The following is a 23,351-nucleotide window of genomic DNA, read 5'->3' as shown; positions in this document are numbered from 1 at the left end:
CGGGCGAACGCGGACCTTCAAGGACACGACGATGATAAGCACCCAAAATTTCAGTCAATATGTGCGCATCGAGGCTAACCAGGATAACGGCATAGCAACCATCGTGCTTGAGCGCCCGGAGCGCCGGAATGCCGTCGACCGCGCTGTCGCCGACGCTTTGAGCGCTGCGTTCCAATGCTTCGAGGCGGAATCGGCATGGCGCGCCGCAGTACTGTTCGGCGCAGGCGGCACCTTTTGCGCGGGCGCGGATCTGAGCGCGCTGGCCGACGAAAACCTCCGCAACGAGATACACGCCGACGGCCGCGGAGCTGGGCCGATGGGACCGACGCGGATGAACTTCACGAAGCCGGTCATCGCGGCCATCGCGGGCTATGCGGTGGCGGGCGGCCTGGAACTGGCTGCGATGTGCGACCTGCGTGTCGCGGAGGACGATGCGGTGCTCGGTGTGTTCTGCCGGCGCGTTGGCATTCCATTGATCGACGGTGGCACGATCCGCCTGCCGCGGCTGATCGGCATGTCGCGCGCGCTCGATCTGATTCTGACGGGACGTGCGGTGAGCGCCCAGGAGGCGCTCGGTTTTGGCCTCGTCAATCGTGTGGTCGCCAGGGGCGAGGCGCGCGTCGCGGCTGAGCAACTGGCCGCGGATCTCGCAGCATTCCCGCAGGCGGCGCTACTAGCCGACCGCCGTTCAGTGCTGGAAAACAGCATTCTCGGCGACCTGGCCGAGGCACTCCAGCGCGAAGGCGCCGGCGGATATCGGGCTGTATTCGACGAAGGCATCGACGGTGCCGCACGTTTTGCAAGAAGCGCTGGACGTCACGGCGAAACGCCTGATTCGCACGAGGGAAGCAGCTAGCGGGGCGCGGAAAAGAAGCGACCGTAGCCATCGGCACCACTGGTCGCACACACTCAAGCGGCGTGACGTCGCGCGGTGTTCAGCGAAAAACAACATGTGCATAGGCGCTCAGCACTATCGTTTTGACTTAGGTAGAATCCCTGACTGCTTTGCTTCCCGCACGGCGCATGCGCTCTCGTCCCGAAAACGCGCGCCGGCCGCGCGACGCTTCGCGCCGCGCCGATCCACAGTCTGCTGCCATGCCTTTGCCCCTGCTTGCTCTCGCCGTTGCCGCCTTTGGCATCGGCACCACCGAATTTGTCATCATGGGGCTGTTGCCCAACGTCGCCAGTGACCTGTCTGTCTCGATCCCGGCAGCGGGCATGCTGGTCTCGGCATACGCGCTTGGCGTGACCATAGGCGCACCGATCGTGGCAATCGCGGTCGCCAACATGCCGCGCAAGAAAGCGTTGATGAGCCTGATCGGCGTATTCATCGTCGGCAACCTGCTGTGCGCGGTCGCGCCTGGCTATGCGGTGCTGATGGCCGCGCGGATCGTCACGGCGTTCTGCCATGGCGCGTTTTTCGGCATCGGCTCGGTGGTCGCCGCGGGTCTCGTCGCGCCGAACCGCCGCGCGCAGGCCATCGCGCTGATGTTCACCGGCCTCACGCTTGCGAATGTGCTCGGCGTGCCGCTCGGCACCGCGCTCGGCCAGGCTGTCGGCTGGCGCGCGACCTTCTGGGCCGTGACGGCCATCGGCATTGCCGCGGCCGCCGCGCTCGCCGTGTGCCTGCCGGCGCAGATCGAGATGCAGAAGGCGAGCCTCGTGCGCGAATTCAGCGTGCTGAAAAATCCGCAGGTGTTGATGGTGCTCGGCATCAGCGTGCTCGCTTCAGCGAGCCTCTTCTCCACGTTCACGTACATCACGCCGATTCTCGAAGACGTGACCGGCTTCACGCCGCACGCGGTCACGCTCGTTCTGCTGCTGTTCGGGCTCGGCCTGACGGTTGGCAGCACGCTTGGCGGCAAGCTCGCCGACTGGCGCCTGATGCCGTCGCTGGTGGCCTTTCTGCTCGCCATCGTCGTGATTCTCGCGATCTTTGCCGGCACCATGCATGCCGAAATTCCGGCAATGATCACCGTTTTCGTTTGGGGCGTTCTGGCATTTGCAATCGTGCCGCCATTGCAGATGCTGATCGTCGATCGGGCAAGCCACGCGCCGAATCTTGCGTCGACGTTGAACCAGGGCGCGTTCAACCTCGGCAACGCAACAGGCGCATGGCTCGGCGGCATGGCGATCGGCGCGGGCGCACCGTTGACCACGCTGCCGTGGGTCGGCGTCGTGACCTCGATTGGCGCGCTCCTGCTCACGCTGTGGTCGGTGTCCATCGACCGGCGCGCGCAGCGGATGGCCGTGGCGGGCTGACAGCGGCCCGCGCGGGCTCACGCCGGTTCATGCCGGCGCGCTTCCGGCAAACGCGACCGTTTCTACCTCAGGCCTTCGCCGCCAGAATCTCGCCAACGCACGTTCCAAAACCCACGCGATAACCGTCCGCCTGGCACCAACCCGAGAGCGTCAACTCGTCGCCGTCTTCGATAAAACTGCGCGTGCCGCCCTCTTTCAATTCCAGCGGCTTCTTGCCGTTCCACGTGAGTTCGAGCAGGCTGCCGTACGAGTCTTCCGTCGGCCCGCTGATCGTACCCGAGCCCATCAGATCGCCCACTCGCGTATTGCAACCCGACACCGTGTGATGCGCGAGTTGCTGAGCCATCGTCCAGTACATGTGCCTGAAGTTGGTTCGCGCAATGGTCGTGGCTTCTTTCGCGCCTTGCGGACGTAGCTTCACTTCCAGTGCTATGTCGAATGCATGCTTGCCCTCGTGCCGCAGATACGCAAGCGGCTGCGGCTCCTGCACGGGCTGTGCAACGCGGAAAGGTTCGAGCGCGTCCAGCGTGACGATCCACGGCGAAATGGTGGTCGCGAATGTTTTTGAATTGAAGGGGCCGAGTGGCACGTATTCCCATTGCTGGATGTCGCGCGCACTCCAGTCGTTCAACAGCACCATGCCGAAGATATGCGCTTCCGCATCGGCACAGGCGATCGGCTCGCCCAATGCGTTGCCGCCGCCAATCACGAAGCCGGTCTCCAGTTCGATGTCCAGCCTCCGGCACGCGCCGAACACGGGACGCTCCTGATCGGGCAACTTCAATTGACCGTTCGGCCGACGCACCGGCGTGCCGCTCACCACGACCGACGACGCGCGTCCGTTATAGCCTATCGGCATCTCCGACCAGTTCGGCAGCAGCGCGTTCTTCGGATCGCGGAACATGGAGCCGACATTCGTTGCGTGCTCCTTCGATGAATAGAAATCCGTGTAACCGGGAATTTGCACGGGCAGATGGAGCCGCGCGTCGGCCTGACGCACCAGCGCCTTCGCACGCAACGTAGCGTCGTCGCGCAACGTCGCGGTGTCACGCGAAAGCAGATTACTCAACTGAATGCGCACACTGCGCCATGCGTCGCGGCCGAGCGCGATGAACTCGTTCAAAGTATCGCGCGCGAAAACGCCTGCCTTCGAGGGCACCCTGAGCAAGCCCGCCGCCTCCAGCGCGGCCAGATCGACGATCTCATCGCCAATTGCAACGCCCACGCGCGGCGTGTCGTCCTTGCTGTCGCTGAAAATGCCGAACGGCAAGTTCTGAATCGAAAAATCGTTGCTCGGTTCGTTGGCCGACTGCACCCAACTTTTGCGCGACGGATCGAGCGTCGCCTGAAGATCGCTCAATGCGCTCATCGTTGCTCCGGGTTGAAGTGTTTCTGAAGACCTTGCCAGCACTCGTAGTAATGCGCCTGAAGTTGCGCGGTTTCGAGCGCAAAACGTGTCGGCTTGATCAGCGTTTTGGTTTCGAACATGAACGCCATGGTGTCGCCGACCTTGACCGGCTTCGACGTATCGCTGTGCGAAGCTTTCTCGAAGGTATCCGCGTCCGGGCCGTGACCGGACATGCAGTTGTGCAGGCTCGCGCCGCCCGGCACGAAACCCTCGGCCTTCGCGTCGTAGACGCCGTGCACGAGTCCCATGAATTCGCTTGCGACATTGCGATGAAACCATGGCGGGCGGAACGTGTCTTCGGCGGCGAGCCAGCGCGGCGGGAAGATCACGAAGTCGAGTGAATCCACGCCCGGCGTGTCGCTTTGCGATTGCAACACCAGAAAGATCGACGGGTCCGGATGGTCGAAGCTAATCGAACCGATGGTGTTGAAGCGCCGCAAGTCGTATTTATACGGCGCGTAATTGCCGTGCCACGCGACCACGTCGAGTGGCGAATGTCCAATGTCCGCGCGCCACAGATTGCCGTTCATCTTCGCGACGAGCTCGAAGTCGCCTTCTCGGTCCTCGTAAGCGGCATGCGGCGTGAGGAAGTCGCGCGGATTGGCAAGACCGTTCGAGCCAATCGGCCCGAGGTCCGGCAATCGAAGCAACGCGCCGAAGTTTTCGCAGATGTAGCCGCGCGCCGTGCCGTCCGGCAGGCTGACCGCGAAGCGCACGCCGCGCGGAATCACCGCGATCTCGAACGGCTCCACTTCGAGCCGGCCCAGTTCCGTCGCGATATCGAGGCGACCTTCCTGAGGCACGATTAGCAACTCGCCGTCGGCGCTGTAGAAGAAACGGTCCGTCATCGAGCGGTTCGCTGCGTACAGGTGGATCGCGCAGCCGCTCATCGTTTCGGCGGCGCCGTTGCCCGCCATCGTGACCCAGCCGTCGACGAAATCCGTCGGCTCGGTTGGCATCGGCAACGCGTCCCAGCGCAACTGATTTGGCGGCGTGGGCGGCACTTCGGCGAAATTCGCGACGAGCCGCTCCGAAGGCAGCGGCGTGAACGGCTTATGCACTGCCGCGGGACGAATGCGGTACAGCCAGGTGCGCCGATTGTGCCCGCGCGGTGCAGTGAAAGCGGTACCGGACAACTGTTCGGCATACAAACCATAGGCCGCGCGCTGTGGCGAATTGCGCCCTTCCGGCAGCGCGCCCGGTAAAGCCTCGGTCGCGAATTCGTTGCCGAAGCCCGACTGATAGCCGGGTTCGATCTCGAGCCGCGACCTGACGGTATTCGGCTGACGTGTTGAGGTATCCATGCAAGATTCTCCGTTGACCCTAGACATCACTTCACGCGGTTTGCGGTTCGGACGGGCGACTGCGTTGCCGCGTCGCCGCGGCGAGCGCGATCACCAGCAGCGCGGAACACAGCACCGGCACCGCAGCCGCATGGAACAGCGATTCGTTCGACCAGTTCAGCGCGATCAGTTGGCCGCCGACCAGCGGTCCGATCACCGAGCCGATGCGCCCGATTCCGAGGCTCCAGCCGATGCCCGTCGATCGCAGTGCGGTCGGATAAAAGTGGCCCGCGAGCGCGTTCACGGCCGGCTGCCCGCCGACCACACAGAAGCCGCCCGCGAACACGACGATCAGCAGCCACGGCAAAGCATGCGCCACGCTGCCGATGGTGCCGACAGCGAGCGCCGCGCCCGCGAAGCACACGAACAGCACGCGCACGAAACCAAAGCGTTCGATGAACCAGCCGAGCAGCAACGTGCCCACCACGCCGCCCGTCTGCAACACCGTGCCGACAATCACCGCCGTGCCCGGCGAATAGCCGGCATCGCGCATGACGGTCGGCAACCAGTTCGACAGAAAGTACAGATCGATCAGGTTCATGAAGCTGATCGCCCACAGAATCAAGGTGACCGGAGCACGCCCCGCGCGGAACAACTCCGCGACCGGCGCACCGGCATTGCCCTTCTCGCGCACGACGACGCGTGTGTTCGCATCGATCGGCAGGCTGGGATTGAACTTCGCGAGCCAGCGCAGCGCGCGGTCGCTGCGGCCCTTCAGCACGAGAAACTGCAACGACTCGGGCAGCGCGGCGAGCATGGCGACCGCCAGCACTAGCGGCACCGCGCCGCCGACCCAGAACACCGCGCGCCAACCATAGGCCGGAATCAGCGCAGCGCTGATGAAGCCGCCCAGCGCCGCGCCCAACGTGAAGCCGCACGAAACCAGCATCATGCGCTTGACGCGATGAGCGGGCGTCGAAAATTCGCCTACGAGCGCCATTGCGTTCGGCATGATGCAACCGAGGCCGAGCCCCGTGATGAAGCGCAGCGCGATCAATGCGGGAATCGTCGAGACAAACGGCGTGGCCAGCATCGACAGCGCAAAGAAAAACGTTGCACCGATCAGCACCGGACGACGGCCGATGCGGTCCGCCAGCACCGACAGCCCCAATGCCCCGAGCAGCATGCCGAACAGGCTTGCGCTGAATACCGGGCCGAGCGCCGCCTTCGACACATGCCATTCGCCGATCACGCTCGGCGCGACGTAACCCATGGCCTGCGCGTCGAAACCGTCGATCACGAGGCAGAGTCCGCACAACGCGAGCAGCATGAACTGGAATGCCGGGTGATGCGTCTCGCCGAGCACCCGCTCGACTTCGATCACGTTGAGGGCAGCGGATGCCGGCTTGGCGCTCATGGGAATTGTCTCCACGTGTAATGGTTGGAATGTCTGCGGCTGCGGGCCTATGCGAATCACGCGGAACAGCGCGAGTCGGCTCTCGTCAGCCACACGACAATTTACGCATGGTAAAACGAATTACGTTAAGTGAAATTAACGTATACCCTGGTAGCAGAACAACAGACGCGCAGCGACGCCGCCAGGCAAGGGCTCACGGATATCGTTAGCAGCATTTTGTTCATGTGCGCGCGATGCGGACTGCTACCATCGAAGCATGCGGCGCATGAGTTCTGTCTGGAGTCTCGAGCGAACGCACCACTCACCTGACCGATTCGCTTAAATGATCCCGCCGACCATTCCCAGTCTCGTTGCCCGCGCCTCTGAGCATCCGTTCCTCGGCACACATCTGGCGATGGGACATGGCACGCACGGCGAGATTGCGCTCGCTCGGTTCCACGACCTCGAACTCACGAGCGCCTACGAACCGATCTTCGACATCAGCGTGCATGCGCTGGCGCAATCGATGTCGTCGGACGTCGAAAACGTCGACCGTTTCGGCGATGAGTTGGGTTTTCAGGCGGTCACGCAGCGGCTCGACGCCGCGCCATTCGATATGTTCGACGCGTTCGACCGCATCGCCGACGACCAGGAAGTCGTCGCGCTCGACCGCATGTCGCGTGCGCTCCACTCGGTCAATTTTTTCGGCGCGCAACGGCACGGGCTGCTATTCCTGCGCGTACACGAGCGGCTTCTGAAGAGCGTGAAATACGATCATGGGCGGCACTTTTCGAGCGTACTCACGTCGTTCGGGTTGAACCCGTCGAGGATAGTGATCGAACTGCCGGCAGCCGCGGTCGCGCATAAGACGTTTCTCGGCTATTTGACCAAGAGCTATCAGCACTACGGCTTCAAGGTGGCGGGCAACCTGTCCAACGCGGGGCAGATTCTGTCGGTGTCGGACACCGCTCGGCTGGACTTCATCAAGATGGATGCGGCGACCGCGTTGCGCGACGCGACGGTCAAGCCGCTGGTGGGGTATGCGAGCCGGCTGCGGATTCCGCTGATCTTCAATCGCGTGATGGACGAGCCGCAATTCGAAGCGTTGCAGCAATACGATGTTCGCTTCGTGCAAGGGCCGCTGTTCAATGCGCACTATCACGACCGCGCGGCTTGATTTACGGGTTGGCTTGATCTGCTCTGGGCGATTCGCCCGGCTTGATCCGGTTGATGCGGTTGACGCCCTTGATGCAATTCACTCGGCCGGTTTTGCTTTGACTGACTCGCTCCACTCGGCCCGAATGCGAATCCTCAGCCAGCGTCTCCGAGGCGCCGCGCAAGCGCTTTCAGCCGCGGCGCAACCTTCTCCCGAAACACGTCTTCTCCCATCGATGAAGCCGGCCCGCTGCAACTGAGCACCAGCCAGCGCCCTTCGCGCGGCTCGCGAAACGGCACGGCGACCGCGTTGACATCGTCGTGCCAGGCGCGGAACGAATAGCAGCAGCGCTCTTTTTCGAACGCGGCGATTTCCTTCACAGCGTCGGCCACCAGCGCCGCACCGCCCTTTCCCGCCGCTTTCCTGAGTTCCGCAAGCAACGCGGCGCGCACATCGACAGGTTGCACAGCGAGATAAGCGCGACCCATGGAACTCGTCAGCATCGACAGTTTCGAGCCGGGTGCGAGGCCGAGCGTGAGCGCGGTTTCGCTGCGTATCGTGTCGAGGTAGATCATGTCGAGGCCGTCACGGCAGCCAAGCGAAACAGCCGCGCCCACCTCGCGCGCAAACCCGCGCATGTGCGGGCGGGCGAGTTCGAGCGTGTCGGTGCCCGAGAGCAGCGCAAACCCGAGCGACAGCACGCCTGCATCAAGCGCGTACTTTCCCATTGCCTCATCAAGCCGAAGATAGCCGAGCACCGTCAGCGTGTAGGCGAGACGGTTGACAGTCGCCTTGGGCAAGCCGGTGCGTTCGACGAAGTCGCGATTGCCGAGCATCGTTTCTCCCGGCTTGAATGCGCGCAGCAAATCAAGCCCGCGTGCGAGGGCGACAACGAATTTGCGCTCGTCGAGCGGATCGGACAAAGTGGATGCGGACGTCATCGGGTGATACACTCAATCGTGGTTTGCAAAACATTGTTCTGCATAGCGGAACTCTAGTCAAGCTTGAATCAAGCGAAGAATCAGGAGATACGTCATGGCCGAGGCCGCGCAGTTTCATTGGGAAGACCCGCTGCTGCTGGATCAGCAGCTCACCGAAGACGAACGCATGGTGCGCGACGCCGCCGCGGCGTATGCGCAGGACAAGCTGCAGCCGCGCGTGCTGGAAGCGTTCCGTCACGAGAAGACCGACATCGAAATCTTCCGCGAGATGGGCGAACTGGGCCTGCTCGGTCCGACCATTCCCGAGCAATACGGCGGTCCCGGGCTGAACTACGTGGCGTATGGCTTGATCGCGCGTGAAGTGGAGCGCGTCGACTCCGGCTACCGGTCGATGATGTCGGTGCAGTCTTCGCTGGTCATGGTGCCGATCTACGAGTTCGGCTCCGAGGCACAGAAGCAGAAATACCTGCCGAAGCTCGCCACCGGCGAATGGATCGGCTGCTTCGGACTGACCGAGCCGAATCACGGCTCCGATCCGGGCAGCATGGTGACGCGGGCAAAGAAGGTCGACGGCGGCTACTCGCTGTCGGGCTCGAAAATGTGGATCACCAATTCGCCGATCGCCGACGTCTTCGTGGTGTGGGCCAAGCTCGAGGAAAACGGCAAGGACGCGATTCGCGGCTTCATCCTCGAGAAGGGCTGGAAGGGACTGTCAGCGCCGACCATTCATAGCAAGGTGGGCCTGCGCGCGTCGATCACCGGCGAGATCGTGCTCGACGAAGTGTTCGTACCGGAAGAAAACCGCTTTCCCGAAGTGAGCGGCCTGCGCGGTCCGTTCACCTGCCTGAACTCAGCCCGCTACGGCATTGCGTGGGGCGCCTTGGGCGCCGCGGAATCCTGCTGGCACACCGCGCGTCAGTACGTGCTCGACCGTAAGCAGTTCGGCCGGCCGCTCGCGGCAAACCAGTTGATCCAGAAAAAACTCGCCGATATGCAGACGGAGATCACGCTCGGGCTGCAAGGCGTGCTGCGCCTCGGTCGTATGAAAGACGAAGGCACGGCGGCCGTCGAGATCACGTCGATCATGAAACGCAATTCATGCGGCAAGGCGCTCGACATTGCGCGGCTCGCGCGGGACATGCTGGGCGGGAACGGCATCTCCGACGAGTTCGGCATCGCGCGGCATCTGGTGAATCTCGAGGTGGTCAACACCTATGAAGGCACGCACGACATTCACGCGCTGATTCTCGGACGCGCGCAAACGGGCATCCAGGCGTTTTTCTAAAGCCTTTCTGACGGCAAACCAAGGTTTGTCGCAGCGCGGTTTGTTCCTGCGTCGAAAGTAAAAGGCCGGTTCGCGACGAACCGGCCTTTGTCCGTATGTGGCGCCACTTTCGGCTCGCGGCTCGCGGCTTTCTGCTTTCGAACGCCTGTGGCCTTGCGCCGAGCCCGCGCTTACTTGTTCGGCTGCGGTGTCATGCGCAGATACGGACGCAGCGCCTTGTAGCCTTTCGGGAATTTCTGTTTGATCACCTCTTCGTCCTTCAGCGACGGCACGATCACGACGTCGTCGCCCTGCTTCCAGTTGCCGGGCGTTGCAACCGAGTGGCTATCGGTGAGCTGAAGCGAATCGATTACGCGCAGCACTTCGTCGAAGTTGCGCCCCGTGCTTGCCGGGTACGTAATGATCAGACGCACCTTCTTCTTCGGATCGATGATGAACAGCGAGCGAACCGTGAGCGTTTCATTGGCGTTCGGGTGAATCATGTCGTACAACTCGGACACTTTGCGGTCGCCATCGGCCAGAATCGGAAACCCGACGTTGGCGGCCTGCGTCTCGTTGATGTCCTTGATCCACTCCTTGTGCGACTCGGCGCTGTCGACCGACAACGCGATGGTCTTCACGTTACGCTTCTCGAATTCCTCGGCAAGCTTGGCGGTCAGGCCGAGTTCCGTGGTGCAGACCGGCGTAAAGTCGGCCGGGTGCGAGAACAGCACGCCCCAGCTGTCGCCGAGCCATTCATGAAACTTGATGCGGCCGATACTGGATTCCTGCTCGAAATCCGGTGCGGTATCGCCAAGACGTAGACTCATGTGCATCTCCTTAAGTGTTCGGACACCAGCGCGAGCATTTGCCCGCAGCGCTAGGCAAAGATAAAGCATACGGCAGCGACCGTACATGACGAACGAACATCGGCTCACTACTTTATGCCTTTTTGTAATTTTCGCCGATTTAGTGGAAACTTTGCGGGACAGATCAACTCAATCATGCACTAATATCATCTGTGAGGGTCATGCAGATGTTGTCCGGAAGTGTTTAGCCTCGCCGGGAACGGTTCGTGCGTTCGGCTCCGCAGACCGGGCAGTGCGCTCGCCAGCCGCCGTTTCTTTGGTTAGGATTCACGCGTGGCGTGAGACGAAAAGGGGAGCTGTCAATGTCGGAAGTCAACAAGGAGAGATTGATGTCGGATATCAAAACCGTCCTCGCGGACGCGGAAGACCTGCTGAAACAGGCCGCAAGCGCAACGGGCGAGCGCGCTTCGGAACTGCGCGAAACGGCGCTGTCCCGTCTGAAGCAAGCCCGGGAAAAAGCTGCCGACGTGCAAGTCGTCGTGGTTGAGAAAGGCAAGAAGGCTGCTCGCGCAACCGACGACTACGTTCACGAGCATCCGTGGGCATCCATCGGCATTGCTGCGGGCGCCGGCGTGTTGCTGGGTCTGCTGATCAACCGCAAGTAACACCATTGCACGTTGCCGGACGAACTAAGTCCGGCTTGCCAGCGAATCAAGCGGACCGGCGCATGTCCGGCCGGTCCGCTTATCTTGGCGCGCACGTTTGCACGCGCCGCTTAGGCCACCACGCGCAACGCCCACAGCCATGACGACCGACACACATTCGCAGCGCGAACAACATAGCCCGTTACGCCGCATCATCAGTTCGGTGTCTGCCATTCTGCAAACACGCCTTGAACTGGTCGGCATTGAACTGGCTGAAGAAAAAGACCGCCTTCTGGGCGTGCTCTTTCTTGGCCTTGCGGCGATGATGCTGACCACCATGGCCCTGATCGCTCTTACCGCGCTGGTCGCCATCGCGTTCTGGGACACATACCGGTGGCAGGCGCTTGCCGGCATCACACTGGTTTATGCGATTGCCGGACTGGTCTGCGCGCTAAAAGCGCGTAGTGGTCTGCGTAATGCGCCAATGGTCTTCGAGTCCACCATCGCCGAATTCGAAAAAGACCGCGACGTATTTCGTAGACCGTAGCACCGCGAGCGCACGGAGCGCGAGACGTTTTTTTCTAATTGGCAAGTTCGTGAACCGGTTGTTTAGCGTATGTGAAGCGCGCCGGTTGCACCGACTTTTTCCAAGCCGTTCTTTGCGCCGCTCGTTGTGCCGTTCCGTGCGCTGTTCCTAGCCCTCCATAATGCCGATACGCCATGAGCCAGAGCCATTCAAGTCCCGCATTCCGTAACAAGCGCCAGCCGGCGAGAGACCTTAGCGCGCCGCACTTGCGAGCGCTACGCAAGGAATTGCTGCTCGTGCGCGCGGACGTCGAGCGCATGGAATTGGCCCAGGCGACGATCGAACTGCGCGAAGCCGTCACACACTTCAGTTGGCTCAAGTTCATCGTGCCGGGTTTCGGCGGATTGCGCATGGGCACAGGCTCTAAAGCGAATTTCCTGAACGCCGGGACAATTGGCGCTCTTCTCAAACAGTATCCGCTTGTCAGCTCGATCGCCTCGCTCGTCCTCGCGAAGCCGTTGCGCGCGACCGTTGCTGCTGGCGCAAAGCCCGCGCTGAAATGGGGTGGCCTCGCGCTTGCCGCGTGGGAAGCGTACCGCGTGTGGCAGCAGATCAAGGGGGAGTCACGTGCATCGTATGGTTCGGGCGACGAGAGGTGAAGTGCCGGGTTGGCTAATTGCTTGAGCGCCCAGTGGTTGCCTGCTTTCCAGTCCGTTAACGAACGCACTGCAGCGTGTGCCGACTTCGAGGCGCTTGCTAGCCAGTGCCCCAACACTGCCCGGTGGGCGGCGCCGACCCGATCGCGACATTCTTATTACTTCGCATCCCTGTTGCGTCGAGCGTGAAAACGCCGCACGGGTCATCGCGCATCGGCCCCGATTCGTCCGGGGCCGCTTCAATTGAATAACCGCCGTTAGCATCGTCCGCCGGCAGTACATGCAGCCGGTAGACAGCCGCGCCGAATTGCGGAGCCTGATCGAGGCCCGGCGGCAGCGCGGCAATGCTGTCACTTGCCGCACCCTCGACGAACTGCGCCGCCCGAAACAGCGCCGATGCCGCGTCGACCCGATGTGTTCGCACGACGTGGTTGCGATACGACGGCACGGCAAAGACGGCCAGCACCGCGACTATCGCGAGAGTGATAATCAGCTCGAGCAAGGTGAATGCGGATACGTGCGCCCTTCTCATCTATGCCTCACTAAAATGGCCGTGCGGCGACGCGGCGCCAATGGCGTTCGATCCTGTCGCCGTCGATAACAAGTTCCATTTGCAGCCATACCTGCGAGTCCTTATTCATGCCAAAACCGCGCGATGTCAGCAGGTACGCCCGCGCGTCGGGGCGAGCCGGCAGACTCCATCCTTCGACCACGCATTGCGGCGCGCGCAGTGCCCCGGGCCACTGAGCGACAGGTGTCGCGGCCGCGGCTTCGAACGTAGCTTCGACTTTCCACTGAGTCGGCTCGCGGGCGACTGGCGGCGATGCCAATGCGCCAATGCCCGTGCCTGCAGTGACGCTGCGGGCACACAAAGTCAATGCCGAGTCGGCAGCATTGAATGCCTGCAAGTAGTCGCGCACATTGACGGCGCTACGCGCGGCCGCCACCGATGCTTCGAGCCAGGCCGCCGATGTCGCCAACAGCATCGCCGAAATCAGCAGAACGATGGGCAGCACGGCGCCGCGGCAACGCGTGCGATGCGCGCCGCGGCGTAGGCACGAAGCACGACGTCTCCGGCCGCCAGACGCCACCTGCAGCGTAGCCAGTTGCTTTGAGCTGCCGCACAGCGCATGAGCGACGCAGCGGCACGCCGTTCTGCCCGGTGTGTCAGTCACGAAATAGCCTCCACGTAGTTACGCAGCGCGATCCGACGCCAGAATGCCTGCCGCGGACGCAAGTCGCTCGCGATGCTGCTGACGCCAACGCAATCTGCATAGCGCGAGCGCTGCCCTTGGGGTGCGCCTCGCACGAGCACGCAAAGATCGACCGCGACAACGCTCGCCCACTGGTCGGGCATTACCGCCGACGCGTCGATTGCATTGACCGCGCCAGCCAGCCAATACCTGATCCGCAGCCGCTCGACGCCTCCGACCAGCGGTTGCGCGGAGCCTGTCTTGCCATTGCCTTCGCAATAGAGCTCCGGTTGGCCGGTCGAGCCGCTCGTCTTGGCGTAGAAGCGATTGACCACCGGCACGCCGCGCTCGCCAAGCGCGGCGCTGCTGCTGGTCACGGCTTGCCCGAGACAGTCCGTTGTCTGTCCCGTGGATGACGGCCACGTCGACACGCTATCGCCGACATATCGCATTGCGACGCCGTCTGATTTGCCAGGCAATGTCTCGCACGTCAGACGGCTGTCATCCGTGCCGGCGGGGTGACCACCCGAACAGCCGAACAATGGCGCCGGTGCGCGATATTGCGCGGCGTCGGCCGGCACGAAGCCCGCCATTTGCAACTGCTGCCCGACAACGGTCAGCGCCGTCCAACCGGCCTCGCGGATTCGCAGCCCATTGCTCGCTTGCTCAAAGGCAGCGCGCTGTGTCGTATAAAGTGACACCGTTCCTGCGGTCACCACGAGCCCCAGCGCAACAGCAATAACGAACTCGACCAACGTATGACCGCACGCACGATGCAAGCGCGACATCATTTGACGAACGCCAGTGCGATACACGAGAAGCCCACGGGCGCGCTCGCTCCGCCACACGGCTCGGGCTTGTCGATTACGTCGTTCGCGCGCGGCAAGTTTTGCAAAGCCGACCATGTCACGCGAGCCGCCGACACGCCACCTGTCGCGACGACCGATGCATCGCCGCGCGGCAACACTTTTGCCGCGCGCGAGTTCCACCACGCGAGCGCGGCCTCGTTGCCTGACGGCACAGACACCGCCTCAGCCACGGAATCGGCTATCCACACCGCCTGTTCTCGCATCGACATTGCTCGGGCCTCACGCGCTGTCCACAACTGCCCGGCGATCAAACCGAGTGCCGTGACCGCGAGCACTGCGACGTCCAGCATCACTTCGATCAAAGAGCTGCCGCCGCACTTGCTGCTGCAACGGTGCGATGGTGCTTGTGCCAACGATAGTTCGAACGGGCTCATGACGCCGTCCCGCACGCACCTTCTGCGATCCGCGTCCGCCCACCCGCAGCAATGCGAATGCAACGCCGCCACTTATCGCCCTGAGTCGCTTTCGATGGCGCACGCGGCGCAATGTCGAAACTGCGGAAAGTGCCGATCAACTGACCGGCGGGCGGCGTGAACGTCAGATTCGTCTGGGTACCCACGATGCTCACCGACGAAAGCGAGGGATGGGCGCGCAGCAACGAAAGAGTGCCGCCTCGATCCGCCAGTACCGCCCAGCCGCAAGACCAGTCGGTCTGGCCAGTGCCGCACGGTTGCCCGGCGGCAAGGCAGTGCCGCGCCGCATCTGTACGGCATACGGTCACGCGAGCGCCGCGACGCAAAGCCTCGCTGCGCGCATATCCGAGCGTCGACACGAGCGCCTTTGCGCGGGCGTCGACCTGATCCCGCACCTGCCACGCTACGAACGATGGAGTCGCCCACAGCACGACCACCGCCAGCAGCGCGACTACGACCAGCGTTTCGACAAGCGTAAATCCGCCGCACGGCGGCGAAGCGATTGCATGCTGTTTCATTTGCATTCCTGAATATTTCAAAGAATGCGGCCAATCTAGCGGTTCGAGGACGACTCAACAATCGGCCGAATGGCCAGGTGGCATTCAGACGCTATTGCGCGCAAAAATTCACGCGACGAACGATGACGGAGCGGGAAATGCAGAGACGCGAAGCGACGCGGCACAACACGAATAGTCGGACGCGACGCGAGGGGCGTGGGCGCTCAGCGCTTGCGCGACGGCTTGGGAGGAGAGGAAGCGTGGCGGAATTCTTCGATCACGTCTTCAAATTCAGAGACGTCTTCAAAGCGCCGGTAAACGGAGGCGAAACGAACGTAGGCAATGGTGTCGAGCGCGCGCAACTCGTTCATTACGAGTTCGCCGAGGCGCTCGCTGCGCACCTCGCGCTCGCCGCTGCCGAGCAGTTGGTACTCGATCCGGGCGACCGCCGCGTCGATCGCGTCTGCTGCAACCGGGCGCTTGCGCAGCGCCAGTTGCATGCTTGCGACAATCTTGCGGCGATCGAATTCGGTACGGCTGCCGTCTTTCTTGACGACCGACGGCAACGCCAGCTCGACCCGCTCATACGTCGTAAAACGTTTGTCGCAGGCCGGGCAGCGGCGGCGCCGGCGAATCGTCGCGCCGTCTTCGGAGACACGCGAGTCGACAACCTGCGTATCGGCGTGACGGCAGAAAGGGCAATGCATGGCGGCTTAGCCGTAGACCGGGAAACGCTGCGTCAACTCGGCGACCTGGCCGCGCACGCGTTCGATCGTGGCCGTGTCTTCCGGGTTGTCCAGCACGTCGGCGATCAGGTTACCCACCTGCTCCGCTTCCTTGGTGCCGAAGCCGCGTGTAGTCATGGCCGGCGAGCCCAGACGGATACCGCTCGTCACAAACGGCTTTTCCGGGTCGTTCGGAATCGCGTTCTTGTTGACCGTGATGTGAGCGGCGCCGAGCGCGGCTTCAGCGGCCTTGCCAGTGATCTTCTTCGCGCGCAGGTCGACCAGCATCACGTGGCTTTCAGTACGGCCCGACACGATGCGCAGACCGCGCTTGACGAGCGTCTCCGCCAGCACGCGAGCGTTCTCAACGACCTGTTGCTGGTAAGCCTTGAATTCCGGCGACAGCGCTTCCTTGAACGCAACCGCCTTGCCGGCGATCACGTGCATCAGCGGGCCGCCCTGAATGCCCGGGAAGATTGCCGAGTTGATCTGCTTCTCGAATTCGGCCTTCATCAGGATCACCCCGCCGCGCGGGCCACGCAGGCTCTTGTGCGTGGTGGTGGTGACGAAGTCTGCGTGCGGCACCGGGTTCGGATACACGCCCGCTGCGATAAGACCCGCGTAGTGGGCCATGTCGACCATGAAGTACGCGCCGACCGACTTCGCGATTTTCGACAGACGCTCGAAGTCGATGCGCAGCGCGAAGGCGGACGCACCGGCAACAATCAACTTCGGCTTGTGTTCCTGGGCGAGCTTCTCGGCAGCGTCGTAGTCAATGTCTTCGGCTTCGTTCAGGCCGTAGCTGACGACGTTGAACCACTTGCCCGACATGTTGACGGGCGAGCCGTGAGTCAGGTGGCCGCCGTGCGCGAGGCTCATGCCCATGATCGTGTCGCCCGGCTTGAGCATGGCGAAGAACACGCCCTGGTTCGCCTGCGAGCCCGAGTTCGGCTGCACGTTGGCGGCCTCGGCGCCGAACAGTTGCTTCACGCGGTCGATCGCGAGCTGTTCTGCCACGTCGACGTATTCGCAACCGCCGTAGTAGCGCTTGCCCGGGTACCCTTCGGCGTACTTGTTCGTGAGTTGCGAGCCTTGCGCAGCCATCACAGCCGGGCTCGTGTAGTTTTCCGACGCGATCAGTTCGATATGCTCTTCCTGACGACGGTTTTCCTGTTCGATCACCTTCCAGAGTTCAGGGTCGACGTTGGCGATGGTGCTTTGGGCTCTGTCAAACATACGGATTCCGTTGAGTGTGTTCAGGTTGACCGGATCGTGCGCCGAATCTTGCGTAGAGGGTACGCGGCGCTGCTGGCGGCTGGGCCAGCCCTGACGTGGCGAGAGGAGAGTCGCCGCACACGCGAGGCAGGACAGCCACCGTCAGCGCAGATTGATGCGCGCGGATCACGGCTGCCCAGGCGAACGGCAAAACGGCACCCTGCGCTTCACGGTGGGTTTTTCCACCTTGAACCCGATTGGTTGGATCGGTTCTATCGCCAGTCACGCAGGGATGAGCGCGTTAGTTTATTGGAAGAGGATCGAATAGGCAACCGGGTTTCCGCCGTCGCCCAAGGCACTGGCACGACGGCGACCGAGGGCGAGAAGCGCAGCGCACAGCCGTCCCGCAAAGGCCCGCCAGGAAGCGTGCGCGGACGTCTTGCGGCGCCATCCATCCGGCTCGCCTATCCTTGCCGCAGCGCCGCATTGGAAGTAGGCTTGGGGCCTTTGTCTTCTACCGACCAGGGAACTGTAATGATCGTGTTCGTCACCGGTGCGTCCGCAGGATTCGGCGCCGCCATCGCTCGTGCCTTCGTCAAGGGCGGCCATCGCGTCGTCGCCACGGCCCGCCGCAAAGACCGCCTGGATGAGCTCGCCACTGAACTCGGCGACGCCCTCCTGCCCTATGAACTGGACGTGCGGGACCGCGCGGCGGTGGAAGCGGTCCCAGCAGCGTTGCCGGCCGACTTCGCCGCGATCGACGTGCTCGTGAACAACGCCGGCCTCGCACTGGGCGTCGAACCGGCGCAGAAGGCGAGCCTCGACGAATGGCAGACGATGATCGAAACGAACTGCACCGGCCTTGTTCAGGTCACGCACGCGCTGTTGCCCGGCATGGTCGAGCGCAACCGCGGCCATATTTTCAACCTCGGCTCGGTCGCTGGCAGCTGGCCTTATGCGGGCGGCAATGTCTACGGCGCCACCAAGGCGTTCGTGCGCCAGTTCAGCTTGAACCTGCGCGCGGATCTGGCGGGCACCGCGCTTCGCGCGACCGACATCGAACCGGGTCTGTGCGGCGGCACCGAATTTTCGAACGTGCGCTTTCGGGGCGACGACGAAAAAGCTGGCAAGGTCTACGAAAACGTCCAGCCGCTGACGGCCGACGATATTGCCGATTCGATCTACTGGATCGCCACTCGCCCGGCACACGTCAACATCAACACGATCGAACTGATGCCGGTGGCGCAGTCGTTCGCGGGTTTGTCCGTTCATCGCGGCTAAAGGCCCGCCAGACGGCGCGCACATCTTGAAACAGACCTCGCAGTGTGCGATCCGGTAAAATGCGCCGCATGAATATGACGACCAGCCAGCCAGGCACGGAATTCGGCCATTCGTGGGGCATCCGCGTGTACTACGAAGATACCGACGCCGGCGGCATCGTGTTTTACGCGAATTACCTGAAGTTCTTTGAACGGGCGCGCACCGAATGGCTGCGCGCGTGCGGCATCGACCAGAATCGGCTCGCCGATGAAACGGGCGCGATCTTCATCGTCCGCAGCACCGCAGTCGACTATCGGGCGCCCGCGCGTCTCGACGACGTCGTCAAGGTGGTGAGCCGGATCGAGCGGCTCGGCAGAGCTTCTGTCGACTTCGCGCAGGAAGCGTGGCGCGACGGCACGTTGCTTGCTACCGGCTCGATCCGGGTCGGTTGCGTCGAGCGTACAGCGCTGCGCCCCGCCGCGATTCCGCCGCAAGTTCTGGCAGCTTTGCGGCGCGGACCATGCGTGCGCGACGGCGGCGTGTCAACGAACGCATGCTGACTCTCGTTGTTACGGGGCCAGTGAACTCGCATCGACCAGGCAGCACAAAAGCATGGTTCGGCTTGCAGTGCCGCCGATGCTTCCGTTTTGCTCACGGAAAGCTTCGTGTGGCCTTGCAAAGCCGGACGCCCCTTTCGGGACGATAAAACGAACCTTTATGAACACTACACAAGATCTGTCGATCGTTTCTCTCGTACTCAACGCGAGCCTGCTGGCGCAGGCCGTCATGGCGCTCCTGCTGTTGCTGTCACTGCTCTCGTGGACTTTCATCTTCCGCAAGTGGTTTGCGATCCGTCGCGCCCGCGCGCAGACTGAGCGTTTCGAACGCGATTTCTGGTCGGGCGGCGACCTGCAGGCGCTGTATCAGAGCGCTGCCAATAACCGTCACACCATTGGCGCGCTCGAGCGGATTTTCGAGTCGGGCATGCGCGAATTTCTCAAGGGCAAAGAGAAACGCCTGAACGACCCGGGCGCGATTCTCGACGGCGCGCGCCGTGCAATGCGTGCAGCGTTCCAGCGTGAAATGGACGTGCTCGAAGCGAACCTCGCGTTTCTGGCGTCGGTCGGTTCGGTCAGCCCTTATATCGGTTTGTTCGGCACGGTGTGGGGGATCATGAATGCGTTCCGCGGACTCGCCAACGTGCAACAGGCCACGCTCGCGAACGTGGCGCCCGGCATCGCCGAAGCGCTGACCGCAACCGCGATCGGCCTGTTCGCCGCGATCCCGGCCGTGGTCGCATACAACCGCTACGCGCACGACATCGACCGTCTGGCGATCCGCTTCGAGACCTTCATCGAAGAGTTCTCGAACATCTTGCAGCGCCAGGCGCACTAAGGAGTCCACGATGGCAGGCTCTCGCTCCTCCAGCATGCGCGGCGGCCGCTCGCGCCGCGCGATGTCAGACATCAACGTCGTGCCGTATATCGACGTGATGCTCGTGCTGCTCGTCATCTTCATGGTGACCGCGCCGCTAGTCGCGCCGTCCATCGTCAATCTGCCGACTGTCGGTGGCGCAGCGCCGCAACAGCAAACGCCGCCTGTAATCGTCAACATTCGCGCGGACGGCAACATGAGCGTCAAATACAAGGACGATTCCGGCGCGCAGCAGCAGGAGGACATGACGAAGGCGGGCCTCAACGGCTTTATCGCCGACCGCGCGCAGTCGCATCCCGATCAGCCCGTCGTGATCGCCGCCGACAAGACCGTGAAGTATGAAGCCGTGATGAACGTGATGTCCGAGCTGAAGGCACGGGGCGTCAAACGCGTTGGATTGCTCGTCAAATCGCAATGATCCGTAAGAACACCGACTATCCGCTCCAGCCACCGCGTGAACGCGGCACCGGACGCGCCTTTGCGTTCGCGCTGGTGATGCATGCGCTGCTCGGGTTCTTCCTCTATCACGGCATTCAGTGGCAGAACAGCACGCCCGAAGGCGCCGAAGCGGAACTGTGGACCGAAGTACCGGACACCGCGATCCCGCGCGTGGTGCCGCCGCCCGCGCCTGCGGTCCCTGCTCCGCCGGTGGCGGACGAACAGGCCGAGATCGCGCTGCAGGAGAAGAAACACAAGCAACAGGAAGCGGCTCGTCAGGCGCAACTCGCGGAACAACAACGTCAGGAAAAGCTGCAGGCTCAGCAGGAAGCCGAGGCGAAGCGTCAGCAGCAGTTGGCCGAACAGGCGGCGCAATTGGCGGCCCAGAAAGCGGCGGCCGCGAAGCAGAAGCAACAACAGCAGCAGGCAGAAAAGCTGAAGCAACAGCAGTTGGCCGAGCAGCAGAAGCAGCAGCAGTTGAAGGAACAGCAGCAGGAACAGCAAAAGCAGGCTGAGGCCGAAGCGCAGAAAAAGGCGGACGCGCAAAAGGCGGCGAAGGCGAAGGCACAAGCCGCACAAGCCGAAGCAGCGGCGCAAGCGAAGAAGGTCGACGCGGAACGCCGCGCGCGCCTTGCGCAGATGCAAGGCATGGCCGGGCCTCCGGGCTCGACTGGCAATGGCCTCGGCAAGAGTGGCACGGGCAGCGGCTCGGGTGGCAATGCAGCATCGCCGGGTTACGCTGACAAGGTGCGTCGCGTGGTGCGGCCGAACATTTCGTGGGGCGGTGAGACGGAGGGCCTCGAGACGGTGATCGCCGTTCGTTGTTCACCGACGGGTACCCTGTTGAGCGCAACGATCGCTCACAGCAGCGGCAATTCCGCATGGGACGACGCGGCCTTGCGAGCCGTGCAGCGCTCGGACCCAATGCCTCAGGACATCGACGGCAAGACGCCGGCGAGCTTCAGAATTACGTTGCGACCGGCAGGTTGATGAAAGCCTGACAGGAACTTGACAGTAGACCCAGCGCCCCGCCCGGCGCGGCGCGCTCGGGAACGAATTAGCCCTTTTCCGGTCTGTCTGCTGTCGCGAAGCTTTAGTAAAACCGTTTTTTGGGGAATCCATACAGCATGAGTTTGATGACCAAGCTAGGCCTGCGGACACTTGTAGCGTCGTGCCTGATCGCCGTCGGCGGTGCCGCGAACGCACAACTCAACGTCCTCGTGACGGGCGTCGGGTCCACCCAGTTCCCGATCGCAACGGCGAACTTCGCCAACGAAGCGAGCTCGCCGCAACAGGTCAGCACTATCGTGCGTCAGGACCTGCAACGCAGCGGCAAATTCACCAATATCGACGCAGGCTCGACGCCGGTTCCCGAAACGGCCTCGGTCGACCTCGGCAGCTGGAAGGCCAAAGGCGCGAATGCATTCGTAGCCGGCAGCGTGAACCGCCTGCCGAACGGCCAGTACGAAGTGCGCTTCAAGCTGTACGACACGGTCAAGGGCGAGAGCCTCGGCGGCCTCGTGCTGGTGAGCCCCGAAAGCGGCCTGCGCATGAGCGCGCACAAGGTGGCCGACTACATATACGCGAAGCTGATGGGCGGCCGCGGCGTGTTCGCGACGCGGCTGTCGTATGTCATCAAGACCGGCAACCGTTATCAGTTGCAGATCTCGGATTCGGACGGTCAGGACGCGCATATTGCGTTGTCGAGCCCCGAGCCGATCATCTCGCCGGCATGGTCGCCTGATGGCACCAAGGTGGCTTACGTATCGTTCGAAAAGAAGAAACCGATCGTCTATATCCACGATTTGCCTACGGGTCGGCGTATTGTCGTTTCGGACCAGAAAGGCAATAACAGCGCGCCAGCATGGTCGCCGGACGGGCGCACGCTCGCCGTGGCGCTCTCGCGCACCGGCAACACGCAAATCTTCGCCGTCAATGCGGACGGCACTGGCATGCGCCGTCTCACGCAAGGCAGCTCGATCGACACGGAGCCGACCTTCTCGCCAGACGGCCAGACGATCTATTTCACGAGCGACCGCGGCGGTCAACCGCAGATCTACAAGATGTCGGCGCAGGGTGAAAGCGCCGGCGCGGCACAACGGGTCACGTTCACCGGCAGCTACAACACCAGTCCGCGCGTGAGCCCGGACGGCAAGCAACTCGCGTATATTTCGCGCGTCGGCGGCGGCTTCAAGCTGTATATCCAGGACCTGCAAGGCGGAACGGCCACGGGCCTGACGGACACGACACATGACGAATCGCCGAGCTTCGCGGCGAACGGTCAGTACATTCTTTACGCCACTCAGGTGAACGGCCGTGGCGTATTGGCTGCGGTTTCGACCGACGGTCGCACCCGGCAGGTCCTGTCAGTGCAGGGCGGCAGCGTACGTGAGCCGTCCTGGGGCCCTTTCATGCAATAACGTTGATGCAATAACACAAGGAGAGTAAAAAATGATGTCTAAACTTCGCTTCGCATTCGCAGTCCTCATGGTCGGTGCACTGGCCGCATGTCACTCGGGCGTCAAGCTCGACGAAAACGCAAACAAGGGCGGCGCCGTCTCGACGCAACCGAACCCGAACGATGTCGCGCAAGTGAACGTCGACCCGCTGAACGATCCGAACAGCCCGCTCGCAAAGCGCAGCATTTACTTCGACTTCGACAGCTATTCGGTGAAGGACGACTACCAGTCGCTGCTGCAACAACACGCGCAGTATCTGAAGAGCCATCCGCAACGCCACGTGCTGATCCAGGGCAACACCGACGAGCGCGGCACGAGCGAGTACAACCTGGCACTCGGCCAGAAGCGCGCCGAAGCAGTGCGTCGTTCGCTGTCGCTGATGGGCGTGACCGACTCGCAAATGGAAGCCGTGAGCCTCGGCAAGGAAAAGCCGCAAGCTACCGGTCATGACGAATCGTCGTGGGCACAGAACCGCCGCGCCGATCTCGTGTACCAACAGTAAG

Annotated in this window: 26 protein-coding genes and 1 riboswitch; of the genes, 14 read left to right on the top strand and 12 right to left on the bottom strand. The window is 62.7% G+C overall.

The window, feature by feature from the left end; all coding sequences use genetic code 11:
• Nucleotides 1-31: 31 nt before the first annotated feature.
• Both BCA01S_RS17125 and BCA01S_RS17120 read left to right on the top strand, forming a co-directional pair.
• Complete coding sequence (locus BCA01S_RS17125) at nt 32-856, top strand: crotonase/enoyl-CoA hydratase family protein (protein WP_027777944.1); 825 nt, start codon at nt 32-34, stop codon at nt 854-856.
• A 239-nt stretch (nt 857-1,095) separates the two neighbouring features.
• Nucleotides 1,096-2,262: an MFS transporter gene (locus BCA01S_RS17120; protein WP_027777943.1), complete on the top strand. Its 1,167-nt coding sequence runs from the start codon at nt 1,096-1,098 to the stop codon at nt 2,260-2,262.
• Nucleotides 2,263-2,329: 67 nt separating this feature from the next.
• Here the strand turns inward: BCA01S_RS17120 and fahA are convergent, their stop codons facing one another.
• Genes fahA through BCA01S_RS17105 form a run of 3 tightly spaced genes read right to left on the bottom strand, consistent with a single transcriptional unit; the run spans nt 2,330 to nt 6,370 of the window.
• The gene (gene fahA, locus BCA01S_RS17115; protein ID WP_027777942.1) at nt 2,330-3,631 is read right to left on the bottom strand and encodes a fumarylacetoacetase; all 1,302 of its coding nucleotides are present in this window, start codon (nt 3,629-3,631) and stop codon (nt 2,330-2,332) included.
• Nucleotides 3,628-4,974, bottom strand: a complete 1,347-nt coding sequence (gene hmgA / locus BCA01S_RS17110) for a homogentisate 1,2-dioxygenase (RefSeq protein ID WP_027777941.1) — start codon at nt 4,972-4,974, stop codon at nt 3,628-3,630. The genes fahA and hmgA overlap by 4 nt, the downstream gene beginning before the upstream one ends.
• A 31-nt stretch (nt 4,975-5,005) precedes the next feature.
• Nucleotides 5,006-6,370 (bottom strand): MFS transporter, encoded by a 1,365-nt coding sequence (locus tag BCA01S_RS17105; RefSeq protein WP_027777940.1) that lies wholly within the window; start codon nt 6,368-6,370, stop codon nt 5,006-5,008.
• A gap of 322 nt (nt 6,371-6,692) precedes the next feature.
• On the opposite strand from BCA01S_RS17105, the gene BCA01S_RS17100 reads away from it, so the two are divergent.
• Nucleotides 6,693-7,526 (top strand): EAL domain-containing protein, encoded by an 834-nt coding sequence (locus tag BCA01S_RS17100; RefSeq protein WP_027777939.1) that lies wholly within the window; start codon nt 6,693-6,695, stop codon nt 7,524-7,526.
• Nucleotides 7,527-7,660: 134 nt separating this feature from the next.
• Here the strand turns inward: BCA01S_RS17100 and BCA01S_RS17095 are convergent, their stop codons facing one another.
• Nucleotides 7,661-8,446 (bottom strand): IclR family transcriptional regulator, encoded by a 786-nt coding sequence (locus BCA01S_RS17095; protein ID WP_027777938.1) that lies wholly within the window; start codon nt 8,444-8,446, stop codon nt 7,661-7,663.
• A gap of 94 nt (nt 8,447-8,540) precedes the next feature.
• Here BCA01S_RS17095 and BCA01S_RS17090 point away from each other — a divergent pair, with 94 nt between their 5' ends.
• A complete protein-coding gene (locus BCA01S_RS17090; RefSeq protein ID WP_006047845.1) occupies nt 8,541-9,731 on the top strand; it encodes an acyl-CoA dehydrogenase in 1,191 nt (396 codons plus the stop codon).
• Between the two features lie 170 nt (nt 9,732-9,901).
• Here the strand turns inward: BCA01S_RS17090 and BCA01S_RS17085 are convergent, their stop codons facing one another.
• Entirely contained in the window at nt 9,902-10,540 is a 639-nt protein-coding gene (locus tag BCA01S_RS17085) for a peroxiredoxin (protein WP_020069742.1), read from the bottom strand.
• Between the two features lie 341 nt (nt 10,541-10,881).
• On the opposite strand from BCA01S_RS17085, the gene BCA01S_RS17080 reads away from it, so the two are divergent.
• The 3 genes from BCA01S_RS17080 (at nt 10,882) to BCA01S_RS17070 (ending at nt 12,348) form a co-directional block, all read left to right on the top strand.
• Entirely contained in the window at nt 10,882-11,184 is a 303-nt protein-coding gene (locus BCA01S_RS17080; protein WP_006047848.1) for an ElaB/YgaM/YqjD family protein, read from the top strand.
• Between the two features lie 139 nt (nt 11,185-11,323).
• Nucleotides 11,324-11,710 (top strand): phage holin family protein, encoded by a 387-nt coding sequence (locus BCA01S_RS17075; protein ID WP_027777937.1) that lies wholly within the window; start codon nt 11,324-11,326, stop codon nt 11,708-11,710.
• A gap of 173 nt (nt 11,711-11,883) precedes the next feature.
• A complete protein-coding gene (locus tag BCA01S_RS17070; RefSeq protein ID WP_027777936.1) occupies nt 11,884-12,348 on the top strand; it encodes a DUF3318 domain-containing protein in 465 nt (154 codons plus the stop codon).
• Between the two features lie 97 nt (nt 12,349-12,445).
• On the opposite strand, the gene BCA01S_RS17065 is transcribed toward BCA01S_RS17070, so the two are convergent.
• From BCA01S_RS17065 to glyA, 7 genes are all read right to left on the bottom strand, one after another.
• Nucleotides 12,446-12,877 (bottom strand): type IV pilin protein, encoded by a 432-nt coding sequence (locus tag BCA01S_RS17065; protein WP_027777935.1) that lies wholly within the window; start codon nt 12,875-12,877, stop codon nt 12,446-12,448.
• 10 nt (nt 12,878-12,887) lie between these two features.
• On the bottom strand, nt 12,888-13,361 hold the full coding sequence (locus BCA01S_RS17060) for a pilus assembly PilX family protein (protein WP_425176526.1): 474 nt from the start codon (nt 13,359-13,361) through the stop codon (nt 12,888-12,890).
• Nucleotides 13,362-13,516: 155 nt separating this feature from the next.
• Nucleotides 13,517-14,329: a PilW family protein gene (locus tag BCA01S_RS17055; RefSeq protein WP_027777933.1), complete on the bottom strand. Its 813-nt coding sequence runs from the start codon at nt 14,327-14,329 to the stop codon at nt 13,517-13,519.
• On the bottom strand, nt 14,326-14,781 hold the full coding sequence (locus BCA01S_RS17050; protein WP_042318776.1) for a type IV pilus modification PilV family protein: 456 nt from the start codon (nt 14,779-14,781) through the stop codon (nt 14,326-14,328). Before BCA01S_RS17050 ends, BCA01S_RS17055 begins: the two co-directional genes overlap by 4 nt.
• On the bottom strand, nt 14,778-15,338 hold the full coding sequence (locus tag BCA01S_RS34930) for a GspH/FimT family pseudopilin (RefSeq protein ID WP_174447059.1): 561 nt from the start codon (nt 15,336-15,338) through the stop codon (nt 14,778-14,780). The genes BCA01S_RS17050 and BCA01S_RS34930 overlap by 4 nt, the downstream gene beginning before the upstream one ends.
• A gap of 203 nt (nt 15,339-15,541) precedes the next feature.
• A complete protein-coding gene (gene nrdR, locus BCA01S_RS17040; protein ID WP_020069733.1) occupies nt 15,542-16,024 on the bottom strand; it encodes a transcriptional regulator NrdR in 483 nt (160 codons plus the stop codon).
• 6 nt (nt 16,025-16,030) lie between these two features.
• Nucleotides 16,031-17,278 carry a serine hydroxymethyltransferase gene (gene glyA / locus BCA01S_RS17035; protein ID WP_027777931.1) on the bottom strand — a complete coding sequence of 416 codons (1,248 nt, stop codon included), beginning with the start codon at nt 17,276-17,278 and terminating at the stop codon, nt 16,031-16,033.
• A 166-nt stretch (nt 17,279-17,444) separates the two neighbouring features.
• Nucleotides 17,445-17,553: riboswitch (ZMP/ZTP riboswitch) on the bottom strand.
• Between the two features lie 238 nt (nt 17,554-17,791).
• Here glyA and ydfG point away from each other — a divergent pair.
• The 7 genes from ydfG to pal all read left to right on the top strand — a co-directional run bounded on the left by ydfG (nt 17,792) and on the right by pal (nt 23,350).
• On the top strand, nt 17,792-18,538 hold the full coding sequence (gene ydfG / locus BCA01S_RS17030) for a bifunctional NADP-dependent 3-hydroxy acid dehydrogenase/3-hydroxypropionate dehydrogenase YdfG (protein WP_027777930.1): 747 nt from the start codon (nt 17,792-17,794) through the stop codon (nt 18,536-18,538).
• Nucleotides 18,539-18,597: 59 nt separating this feature from the next.
• Nucleotides 18,598-19,077 (top strand): tol-pal system-associated acyl-CoA thioesterase, encoded by a 480-nt coding sequence (gene ybgC, locus BCA01S_RS17025; RefSeq protein ID WP_027777929.1) that lies wholly within the window; start codon nt 18,598-18,600, stop codon nt 19,075-19,077.
• A gap of 157 nt (nt 19,078-19,234) precedes the next feature.
• Nucleotides 19,235-19,912, top strand: coding sequence for a protein TolQ (gene tolQ / locus BCA01S_RS17020; RefSeq protein ID WP_006047860.1), 678 nt, complete (start codon nt 19,235-19,237; stop codon nt 19,910-19,912).
• A 10-nt stretch (nt 19,913-19,922) separates the two neighbouring features.
• On the top strand, nt 19,923-20,369 hold the full coding sequence (tolR, locus tag BCA01S_RS17015) for a protein TolR (RefSeq protein ID WP_025601528.1): 447 nt from the start codon (nt 19,923-19,925) through the stop codon (nt 20,367-20,369).
• On the top strand, nt 20,366-21,379 hold the full coding sequence (gene tolA / locus BCA01S_RS17010) for a cell envelope integrity protein TolA (RefSeq protein ID WP_027777928.1): 1,014 nt from the start codon (nt 20,366-20,368) through the stop codon (nt 21,377-21,379). The genes tolR and tolA overlap by 4 nt, the downstream gene beginning before the upstream one ends.
• 137 nt (nt 21,380-21,516) lie before the next feature.
• Nucleotides 21,517-22,809, top strand: coding sequence for a Tol-Pal system beta propeller repeat protein TolB (tolB, locus tag BCA01S_RS17005; protein WP_027777927.1), 1,293 nt, complete (start codon nt 21,517-21,519; stop codon nt 22,807-22,809).
• Nucleotides 22,810-22,840: 31 nt separating this feature from the next.
• On the top strand, nt 22,841-23,350 hold the full coding sequence (gene pal / locus BCA01S_RS17000) for a peptidoglycan-associated lipoprotein Pal (protein WP_013338115.1): 510 nt from the start codon (nt 22,841-22,843) through the stop codon (nt 23,348-23,350).
• Nucleotide 23,351 lies beyond the last annotated feature (1 nt).

The organism is Paraburkholderia caledonica NBRC 102488 (assembly GCF_000685095.1).
Classification (GTDB): Bacteria; Pseudomonadota; Gammaproteobacteria; order Burkholderiales; family Burkholderiaceae; genus Paraburkholderia; species Paraburkholderia caledonica.
Note: the sequence above shows the minus strand (reverse complement) of the source record. Positions and strands in the feature narration are given on the sequence as shown.

Excerpts from the sequence above, each read along its gene's own strand:
- BCA01S_RS17125 (WP_027777944.1), top strand. The coding sequence starts at position 32 with ATGATAAGCACCCAAAATTTCAGTCAATATGTGCGCATCGAGGCTAAC.
- BCA01S_RS17120 (WP_027777943.1), top strand. The coding sequence starts at position 1,096 with ATGCCTTTGCCCCTGCTTGCTCTCGCCGTTGCCGCCTTTGGCATCGGC.
- fahA (WP_027777942.1), bottom strand. The coding sequence starts at position 3,631 with ATGAGCGCATTGAGCGATCTTCAGGCGACGCTCGATCCGTCGCGCAAA.
- hmgA (WP_027777941.1), bottom strand. The coding sequence starts at position 4,974 with ATGGATACCTCAACACGTCAGCCGAATACCGTCAGGTCGCGGCTCGAG.
- BCA01S_RS17105 (WP_027777940.1), bottom strand. The coding sequence starts at position 6,370 with ATGAGCGCCAAGCCGGCATCCGCTGCCCTCAACGTGATCGAAGTCGAG.
- BCA01S_RS17100 (WP_027777939.1), top strand. The coding sequence starts at position 6,693 with ATGATCCCGCCGACCATTCCCAGTCTCGTTGCCCGCGCCTCTGAGCAT.
- BCA01S_RS17095 (WP_027777938.1), bottom strand. The coding sequence starts at position 8,446 with ATGACGTCCGCATCCACTTTGTCCGATCCGCTCGACGAGCGCAAATTC.
- BCA01S_RS17090 (WP_006047845.1), top strand. The coding sequence starts at position 8,541 with ATGGCCGAGGCCGCGCAGTTTCATTGGGAAGACCCGCTGCTGCTGGAT.
- BCA01S_RS17085 (WP_020069742.1), bottom strand. The coding sequence starts at position 10,540 with ATGAGTCTACGTCTTGGCGATACCGCACCGGATTTCGAGCAGGAATCC.
- BCA01S_RS17080 (WP_006047848.1), top strand. The coding sequence starts at position 10,882 with ATGTCGGAAGTCAACAAGGAGAGATTGATGTCGGATATCAAAACCGTC.
- BCA01S_RS17075 (WP_027777937.1), top strand. The coding sequence starts at position 11,324 with ATGACGACCGACACACATTCGCAGCGCGAACAACATAGCCCGTTACGC.
- BCA01S_RS17070 (WP_027777936.1), top strand. The coding sequence starts at position 11,884 with ATGAGCCAGAGCCATTCAAGTCCCGCATTCCGTAACAAGCGCCAGCCG.
- BCA01S_RS17065 (WP_027777935.1), bottom strand. The coding sequence starts at position 12,877 with ATGAGAAGGGCGCACGTATCCGCATTCACCTTGCTCGAGCTGATTATC.
- BCA01S_RS17055 (WP_027777933.1), bottom strand. The coding sequence starts at position 14,329 with ATGATGTCGCGCTTGCATCGTGCGTGCGGTCATACGTTGGTCGAGTTC.
- BCA01S_RS17050 (WP_042318776.1), bottom strand. The coding sequence starts at position 14,781 with ATGAGCCCGTTCGAACTATCGTTGGCACAAGCACCATCGCACCGTTGC.
- BCA01S_RS34930 (WP_174447059.1), bottom strand. The coding sequence starts at position 15,338 with ATGAAACAGCATGCAATCGCTTCGCCGCCGTGCGGCGGATTTACGCTT.
- nrdR (WP_020069733.1), bottom strand. The coding sequence starts at position 16,024 with ATGCATTGCCCTTTCTGCCGTCACGCCGATACGCAGGTTGTCGACTCG.
- glyA (WP_027777931.1), bottom strand. The coding sequence starts at position 17,278 with ATGTTTGACAGAGCCCAAAGCACCATCGCCAACGTCGACCCTGAACTC.
- ydfG (WP_027777930.1), top strand. The coding sequence starts at position 17,792 with ATGATCGTGTTCGTCACCGGTGCGTCCGCAGGATTCGGCGCCGCCATC.
- ybgC (WP_027777929.1), top strand. The coding sequence starts at position 18,598 with ATGCGCCGCATGAATATGACGACCAGCCAGCCAGGCACGGAATTCGGC.
- tolQ (WP_006047860.1), top strand. The coding sequence starts at position 19,235 with ATGAACACTACACAAGATCTGTCGATCGTTTCTCTCGTACTCAACGCG.
- tolR (WP_025601528.1), top strand. The coding sequence starts at position 19,923 with ATGGCAGGCTCTCGCTCCTCCAGCATGCGCGGCGGCCGCTCGCGCCGC.
- tolA (WP_027777928.1), top strand. The coding sequence starts at position 20,366 with ATGATCCGTAAGAACACCGACTATCCGCTCCAGCCACCGCGTGAACGC.
- tolB (WP_027777927.1), top strand. The coding sequence starts at position 21,517 with ATGAGTTTGATGACCAAGCTAGGCCTGCGGACACTTGTAGCGTCGTGC.
- pal (WP_013338115.1), top strand. The coding sequence starts at position 22,841 with ATGATGTCTAAACTTCGCTTCGCATTCGCAGTCCTCATGGTCGGTGCA.